Here is a 6951-nt window from a genome sequence, read left to right on the forward strand (position 1 = left end):
GTTAGCGTGAGTCATGAGCGGGTCTCTTCTGGCAGGTGGGTTGTTGAGGAACTTCCATCCTGCGGGAGAGGTCCGCTCGTCTCATCTCAGCCCGGCACCCATGTCAAGAACCTCATGCCCCACAACATCTAGGAGCAGTGCGGCCGCGGCCCGGCCCGCGCGTCACCGCCCGGACGCGCTCACCCGACGCCGAGCCGCATCCAGTCGTCGCGCCGGGCCCGCCAGCCGAGGGTGAGCGCCCGCATCCCCATGTAGACCCCTGCGAAGCCGAGCCAGAGCAGGCCCAGCTGCACGCCGGCGTCGGGCACGGCGGCGTTCGGTCCGGGCCAGGCCGCGGTCCAGCCGAATCCGCCCGTGGCGAGCTGCGCGAGCACCCAGAGCGCCGGCGCGTAGACCACGAGGTTCACGAGGCCGGCGAGGGCGAGGTAGCGGGCGTCGCCGGCGCCGATCAGCACGCCGTCCAGCACGAACACGTACCCGGCCACCGGCTGCCCGGCGGCCAGCACCCACAGGCCCACGGTGGCGGCGGCCTGCACGGTCGGGTCCGTGGTGAACAGCCCCGGCAGCACCGGTGCCGCCAGGGCCAGCACGGCCCCGGTCACGACGCCGAAGCCCAGCCCCCAGCGCACCATCGTCCGGGTGAGGCGACGGGCCGCATCCGGCCGGGCGGCCCCGAGCTCGGCGCCGATCAGGGCCTGCGCGGCGATCGCGAGGGCGTCGAGGGCGAACGCCAGCGTGGAGAACAGCGTGAAGACGAGCTGGTGCGCGGCGAGGGTGAGGTCGCCCGCGCCGGCGGCGGCCATGACGGTGATGAGGATGGCCGCGCGCAGGCTCGCGGTGCGCAGCAGCAGCCACGAGCCCACCTGGGCCGTGGCGCGCATGCCCGACGCACGGGGCGCCCACACCGTGCCCGAGCGGCGGAAGCGCGGGGCCAGCACGAACAGGTATGTCACGAGCATCGCCCACTGCACCACGGACGTACCGACGGCCGAGCCAGCTACGCCCCAGCCCAGCCCGTACACCAGGGCCACGTTCAGCCCGATGTTCGCGCCGAAGCCCACACCCGCCACCACGAGCGGCGTCACGGTGTCCTGGAGGCCGCGGAGCACCCCGGTGGCCGCGAGCACGGCCAGCAGGGCCGGCAGCCCCGGCATGGACCAGCGCAGGTAGGCGACGGCGTGGGCCTGCACCTCGCCCGTCGCGCCGAGGGCCGCCGTCAGCGCGGGGGCCGCGAGCCAGCCGAGGACGGCCAGCACCGCGCCGAGCAGCAGGCCCAGCCAGATGCCGTCGCGGCCGCGGTCCATCGCGGCGGCCGGGTTCCCCGCCCCGATCAGCCGGGCCACCGCCGGGGTGGTGGCGTAGGCCAGGAAGATCATGAGGCCGGTGAGCGTGTGCAGGATGGTGGTGCCGATCCCGACGCCGGCCAGCTGGGCCGTGCCCAGGTGCCCGATGATCGCGGTGTCGGCCAGCAGGAACAGCGGCTCCGCGATGAGCGCGCCGAACGCGGGGACCGCGAGCGCGAGGATGCGCCGCGTGAGGGCGCGCGCGTCCTGCGGGGCGGGCGCCGCCGTCGAGCCGGAGGGTCCTGCCATCTCAGCCCAGCAGGGCCAGCAGCGGGGCCAGCGCCGTGGTCGGGGCAGTGGGGCCGGGCAGCGTGTCCGGCAGCAGGGGGGCCACGAGGTAGAGCATCGCGATGGCGATGCCGTTGTTCACCATGTGCAGCAGCACCGCGTACCCGAACGAGCGGCCCATCAGGATGTAGGACACCGTGATCGCCACCGCGAGGGTCAGGTACGGGACGGTCTCCACGAGCCGGAAGTCGCCGCCGGTGCCGAGGAAGTGCAGGAGTGTGAACGCGAGCACGGAGACCACGGCGCACACCCACACGTTGATCCAGCGGGAGAGCTTGCCGATCAGCAGGTGGCGGAACAGGTACTCCTCCACGAGCGGGGCGGCCACCACGGTCATGAGGATCATGAGCACGGGCGGGGCCTGCGTGGTCATCTCCTCGAGCGCGGCCTGGTTGGCGCTGGTCTGCGCCTCCCCGATGAGGCTCAGCACGATCACGTTCACGACGATGCACGCCAGCCACGTGGCGGGCAGCAGCAACAGCTTCCACCACGTCCCCGTGCGGAACACCCGCAGCGACGTCACGAGCGGGCGCCAGGCCACGGCCAGCACGAGCACCACGAGGATCGCGTAGCTGACGATGTTCACCGTGAACCCGTCGCGGACCAGGTCGAACGCCTCGAGGTCACCGGGGACCAGGCCGAGCGACACCGCCAGCCACAGCCCCAGCCCGAGCACCATGAGCGCCACGTACACGAGCACCACGACGGCGTCGCCCCAGTGGAACCGACCCGGGGTCCAGTCCGGCGCGGGGCGGGCCGCGGGCCGGCGGCCGGGCCAGCCGGCGGGGACGCCACCGGGGGCGCCGGGGTGCCCGTGCAGGCTCGGGGCGACGGCGGCGCGGCGGGCGGACGGCCGGCCCGACGGCGGCCAGCCGGCGGGCGGACCGGCCGGCGGGCCAGAGGGAGGAACGCTCATGGCGGCCACGCTACCAACGGGGGCGGACGCGCCAGGCCGCGGGCGCCGTCGTCGGGAGCGGCTCCGTGGCCCACGCCACGCCCGCGCGCCCGCGACACGCGCGCGGTGGCGGCGGGCCGAACGCCTCGTCTACGGTGCTCCCCATGGCCTTGTTCTCCCAGCCGGTGTTCATCAACCTCCCGACGACGGACACCGAGCGGATCCGTGAGTTCTGGACGACCCTGGGCGCCACCGCAATGGACGACTACTCGGACGAGCACTCGGTGTGCATCGAGCTCACCGAGTCGACGTACGCGATGTACCTCAGCCCCGGCTACTACACCGACTTCATCGGCAACCGTGAGATCGCCGACTGCCTCACCACCAACTCCGCCCTCATGGCGCTGACCGTCGGCGACGCCGCGGCGGTGGACGCCCTGGCGGACCGGGCGATCGAGCTCGGCGCCGCCGAGGTGCCCCTGCCCGAGGACCTGCGCGAGGAGATGGCCGACTCCGGCATGCACTCCCGCGAGATCGTCGACCCGGACGGGCACCAGTGGGAGTTCGTCACCGCCTGAGCCCGCCGGCTCAGGCGCCGAGTCGCCCGGTGAGGCGCGCGTGCATCGCCGCGGAGGCCTCGTTCAGCCCCGTCACCTCGGCGTGGATCCCGTGCCGGGCGTACTTGGTCAGCACCGAGTCGAGCGCGGCCACAGTGGAGGCGTCCCACACGTGCGCGGCACTCATGTCGATCACGACGCGCGGCGGGTCGAGGGCGTACTCGAACTGCGAGTAGAGGTCGTTCGAGGACGCGAAGAACAGGGCGCCGTGCACGCGATACGTGACGGCGTCGCCGTCGTCGTGGACCTCGCGGACCACCGTGACCAGACGCGAGACGCGCTGAGCGAAGAGCACCAGCGCAGCGAGCACGCCCACACCCACGCCGATCGCGAGGTTGTGAGTGAGCACCGTGGCCGCCACGGTCACGACCATGACGGCGGTCTCCGAGCGCGGCATCGCGCGCAGGGTGGCGGGGCGCACCGAATGCCAATCGAAGGTGGCGGCGGCCACGAACATCATCACGCCCACGAGCGCGGCCATGGGGATCTGCGCCACGAAGCCGCCGAAGGCCACCACGAGCACCAGCAGGAACACGCCCGCGAGGAACGTGGAGATCCGGGTGCGGGCGCCGTTCGCCTTGACGTTCATCATGGTCTGCCCCACCACGGCGCAGCCGCCCATGCCGCCGAACAACCCCGAGACCACGTTCGCGACACCCTGCCCCCAGGACTCGCGCGTCTTGTCCGAGCGGGTGTCGGTGATGTCGTCCACGAGCTTCGCGGTGAGCAGGGACTCGAGCAACCCCACGAACGCGATGCCGACGCTGAACGGCAGGATCAACCGGAGGGTCTCCCACGTCAGCGGGACGTCCGGCAGGCCGAGCACGGGCAGCGCATCCGGCAGCGCGCCCCGGTCCCCCACGCGCGGCACGGCCAGGCCGGCGGCCATCACCAGGGCGGTGACCACGACGACGGCCACGAGCGTCGCCGGCACCGCCGTGGTGAGCCGCGGCAACAGCACCACGATCGCCAGGGCCAACGCCGTGAGCGGGTACACGAGCCACGGGACGCCGATCAGCTCGGGCAGCTGCGAGGTGAACACGAGGATGGCCAACGCGTTGACGAACCCCACCATCACCGAGCGCGGGACGAACCGCATGAGCCGGGCCACACCGAACACGCCGAGCAGGATCTGGATGACGCCGCCGAGGATGATCGCGGCAAGCAGGTGCCCCACCCCGTACGCGTGGGACAGCGGTGCGACGACCAGCGCCACCGCCCCCGTGGCCGCGGAGATCATGGCGGGCCGGCCGCCCACGATCGCGGTGGTGACGGCCATGGTGAAGGACGCGAACAGCCCGACGCGCGGATCCACGCCCGCGATGATCGAGAACGCGATGGCCTCCGGGATCAGGGCGAGCGCCACCACGACCGCGGCCAACACCTCGGTGCCCAGCAGCCGAGGGCTGCGCAGGGTGCGCAGGACGGACTGCCGCTGGAGCGGCGTGAGGGCAGGCGGGGGCGCGGCGGGTAAGGCGGGCATGCTCCCGAGGGTAGCGGTGCGCGGGCGGGGTGCCCGCCGGTGAGCCCCGCGTCCCTCGGACCCGCCCACCGCAAGGTCGGCGTCGTGGGGGCCGGCGGCGTCGGCACGGCGATCTGCTATGCGGCGCTGATCCGCGGCGTCGCCCGCGAGGTCGCCCTGTACGACATCGACGAGCCCAAGGTCCGCGCCGAGGTCCTCGACCTGGCCCACGGCACCCCGTTCACCTCCGCGTCGGCGATGACCGGCGGCGCGGACCCGGACGTCCTGGCCGGCTGCGAGGTCGTGGTGATCACGGCCGGCGCCAAGCAGAAGCCGGGGCAGACCCGCCTCGACCTCGGCGCGCACAACGTGGAGATCCTGCGCGGCCTGCTGCCCCAGGTGCAGGCGCACGCGCCGGAGGCGCTGATCGTGCTCGTCACCAATCCCGTGGACGTCCTCACGCTGGTGGCCCAGCGCCTCACCGGTCTGCCTGCCGGCCGGGTGATCGGCTCGGGCACCCTCCTGGACACGTCCCGCCTGCGGTGGCTGCTGGCGTCGCGGGCGCAGGTCCACCCGTCGTCGGTGCACGCGGCCATCCTCGGCGAGCACGGGGACACGGAGTTCCCCGCGTGGAGCTCGGCGCGCATCGGCCCGACGCCCATCCTGGAGTGGCCGACGCCGGTCGACCCGCTGTTCACCCGCGCCGACCTGGACGAGGTGGCGGACACCGTGGTGCACGCCGCGTACGAGGTGATCCAGGGCAAGGGCGCCACCACGTACGCGGTCGGCGTGGCCACGACCCGCCTGCTCGAGGCGATCCTGCGCGACCAGCACGCCATTCTGCCGGTCTCCACCGTGCTCGACGGCGTCCACGGGCTCTCGGACGTCGCCCTGTCCATGCCGTCCGTGGTGGGGCGCGACGGCGTCACCCGCGTGATCCAGCCCGAGCTGGACGACGCGGAGATGCGGGCGCTGCACGCCTCGGCGGACGCGCTGCGGCGGGAGGCACGCAGCCTCGGGTTCTGAGGCGCCGGGCTCAGGCGCGGGGGGCGTCGCCTCCGGTGCCGCCCTGCTCGCGGCGCTCGGCGGCGGCCTGGGCGCGGCGGTCGGCGGCGGCCTTGCGGAACATCTCCTCGGAGGAGCGGTTCACACCGGAGCCCTGGGAGAGGTGGTCCGGGTTCTCGCGCGCGGCGAGCTGCAGCATGGCCACCACCACGAGCGAGGTCATGAAGAAGACGCCGAAGGCGATCAGCGCGATGTCGACGCGCAGTGGATTCTGGGTGCCGCCGGAGGCGGTGATGCCGGCGATCACCCCGCCGATCAGGCCGAGCACGGCGGAGAAGACGAGCGGGCCCTTGACCGTGGTGCGCAGACCGCCGCGTGCCGGGCGGCCGGATCCGGCGCGATCGGCGGACGGGCGGGGGGACGGTGCGCTCACGGCGGGACTCCTGACGGCTGGGGGCGGCTGGGGCGACACGGCCCGCGCAGGCGCCCGGGGCTGAGGCCCTCGGGGCGCGGCGGACCGGAGCCAGTCTACGCGTCCGGCCGACGGGTGGCCCCTCGGGGCCCCGAGGTCCTCCCCCGGCGAACGTCCGCCCCGCGGGTCAGGACGACGACGTCGGCCCGGTTCAGAGGCCCCTGGCCGTGCCCCGGTCCCGGCGCACCTCGTGGTGGAAGCCGAGCCCGGAGACCATCAGGAGCACGCCGATCAGGATCGCCCCGCCGCCGGCGATGCCGAGCAGGGCGTGCGGGCCGAAGCCCTGCAGGGCGGCCACGACCACGCCGCCCCCGGAGAGCAGGCCCACGAGTCCGGTCCACAGCTGGTCCCGCGCGGGGATGAACTCGCGGCGGTGGCGGGCCCACGCCACGAGCTCGGCGACGCCGCCGAGCACGAGGGCGGCGCCGGCCGCCACGCCCACCGCCGCCGGGGACCCCAGGAACAGCAGCACGATCACGCCGAGCATCCACGCGGCCGCCGCCAGGGACAGCGGGGAGCGCATGGCCACGGGCACCGGGTCGCGGCGCAGGTACTCCCACATCGCCGAACCGGAGAACGCCAGGTACAGCGCGAACATGACCTTCATCCACGTCAGGCCCGGCTCGGCGACGAACACGGTGGTCAGACCGAACGCCAGCGCCACCACGGCGCGGATCAGGATCGGCTTGAACACCACGGACGAGATCTCGAGGGGGGTCTGCACGGTAGCCACCGCCCCAGTCTAGGTGTAGGAGGGCATGACGTTGTTGACTCGGGTCGGTGCCAGTGAGGCCGGAGGAGCGTCTCCGCAGGAGGTATGAGGCCGATGGTAGTTGTAGTGGTTCACCCACACCGCCAGGGCCTCACGC

General features: G+C 73.6%; 8 protein-coding genes. 2 read left to right on the top strand and 6 right to left on the bottom strand.

The window, feature by feature from the left end; all coding sequences use genetic code 11:
- Positions 1 to 179: 179 nt before the first annotated feature.
- Positions 180 to 1592 (bottom strand): MATE family efflux transporter, encoded by a 1413-nt coding sequence (locus J1M39_RS10380; RefSeq protein WP_069942010.1) that lies wholly within the window; start codon positions 1590 to 1592, stop codon positions 180 to 182.
- A gap of 1 nt (position 1593) precedes the next feature.
- Positions 1594 to 2547 carry a CPBP family intramembrane glutamic endopeptidase gene (locus J1M39_RS10385; RefSeq protein WP_036317511.1) on the bottom strand — a complete coding sequence of 318 codons (954 nt, stop codon included), beginning with the start codon at positions 2545 to 2547 and terminating at the stop codon, positions 1594 to 1596.
- Between the two features lie 143 nt (positions 2548 to 2690).
- Between J1M39_RS10385 and J1M39_RS10390 the strand changes: the two genes are divergently transcribed.
- Positions 2691 to 3104, top strand: a complete 414-nt coding sequence (locus tag J1M39_RS10390; protein WP_020621736.1) for a VOC family protein — start codon at positions 2691 to 2693, stop codon at positions 3102 to 3104.
- Between the two features lie 10 nt (positions 3105 to 3114).
- Here J1M39_RS10390 and J1M39_RS10395 read toward each other — a convergent pair whose 3' ends face one another.
- Positions 3115 to 4626 (bottom strand): SulP family inorganic anion transporter, encoded by a 1512-nt coding sequence (locus J1M39_RS10395; RefSeq protein ID WP_020621737.1) that lies wholly within the window; start codon positions 4624 to 4626, stop codon positions 3115 to 3117.
- A gap of 39 nt (positions 4627 to 4665) precedes the next feature.
- On the opposite strand from J1M39_RS10395, the gene J1M39_RS10400 reads away from it, so the two are divergent.
- Positions 4666 to 5631 (top strand): L-lactate dehydrogenase, encoded by a 966-nt coding sequence (locus tag J1M39_RS10400; RefSeq protein WP_206496757.1) that lies wholly within the window; start codon positions 4666 to 4668, stop codon positions 5629 to 5631.
- Between the two features lie 10 nt (positions 5632 to 5641).
- On the opposite strand, the gene J1M39_RS10405 is transcribed toward J1M39_RS10400, so the two are convergent.
- The 3 genes from J1M39_RS10405 to J1M39_RS10415 all read right to left on the bottom strand — a co-directional run.
- Positions 5642 to 6043 carry a hypothetical protein gene (locus J1M39_RS10405; RefSeq protein WP_049144854.1) on the bottom strand — a complete coding sequence of 134 codons (402 nt, stop codon included), beginning with the start codon at positions 6041 to 6043 and terminating at the stop codon, positions 5642 to 5644.
- A gap of 190 nt (positions 6044 to 6233) precedes the next feature.
- Positions 6234 to 6815 (bottom strand): hypothetical protein, encoded by a 582-nt coding sequence (locus J1M39_RS10410; RefSeq protein ID WP_010079963.1) that lies wholly within the window; start codon positions 6813 to 6815, stop codon positions 6234 to 6236.
- Between the two features lie 9 nt (positions 6816 to 6824).
- Positions 6825 to 6951: integrase core domain-containing protein (locus J1M39_RS10415; protein ID WP_144819981.1), on the bottom strand; the 127-nt coding region annotated here is incomplete at its 5' end.

The organism is Micrococcus sp. KRD077 (assembly GCF_017168505.1).
GTDB classification, from domain to species: domain Bacteria; phylum Actinomycetota; class Actinomycetes; order Actinomycetales; family Micrococcaceae; genus Micrococcus; species Micrococcus luteus.

What these genes read in the sequence shown, in the direction of transcription:
- J1M39_RS10380 (WP_069942010.1), bottom strand. Translation starts at nt 1,592, where the DNA reads ATGGCAGGACCCTCCGGCTCGACGGCGGCGCCCGCCCCGCAGGACGCG.
- J1M39_RS10385 (WP_036317511.1), bottom strand. Translation starts at nt 2,547, where the DNA reads ATGAGCGTTCCTCCCTCTGGCCCGCCGGCCGGTCCGCCCGCCGGCTGG.
- J1M39_RS10390 (WP_020621736.1), top strand. Translation starts at nt 2,691, where the DNA reads ATGGCCTTGTTCTCCCAGCCGGTGTTCATCAACCTCCCGACGACGGAC.
- J1M39_RS10395 (WP_020621737.1), bottom strand. Translation starts at nt 4,626, where the DNA reads ATGCCCGCCTTACCCGCCGCGCCCCCGCCTGCCCTCACGCCGCTCCAG.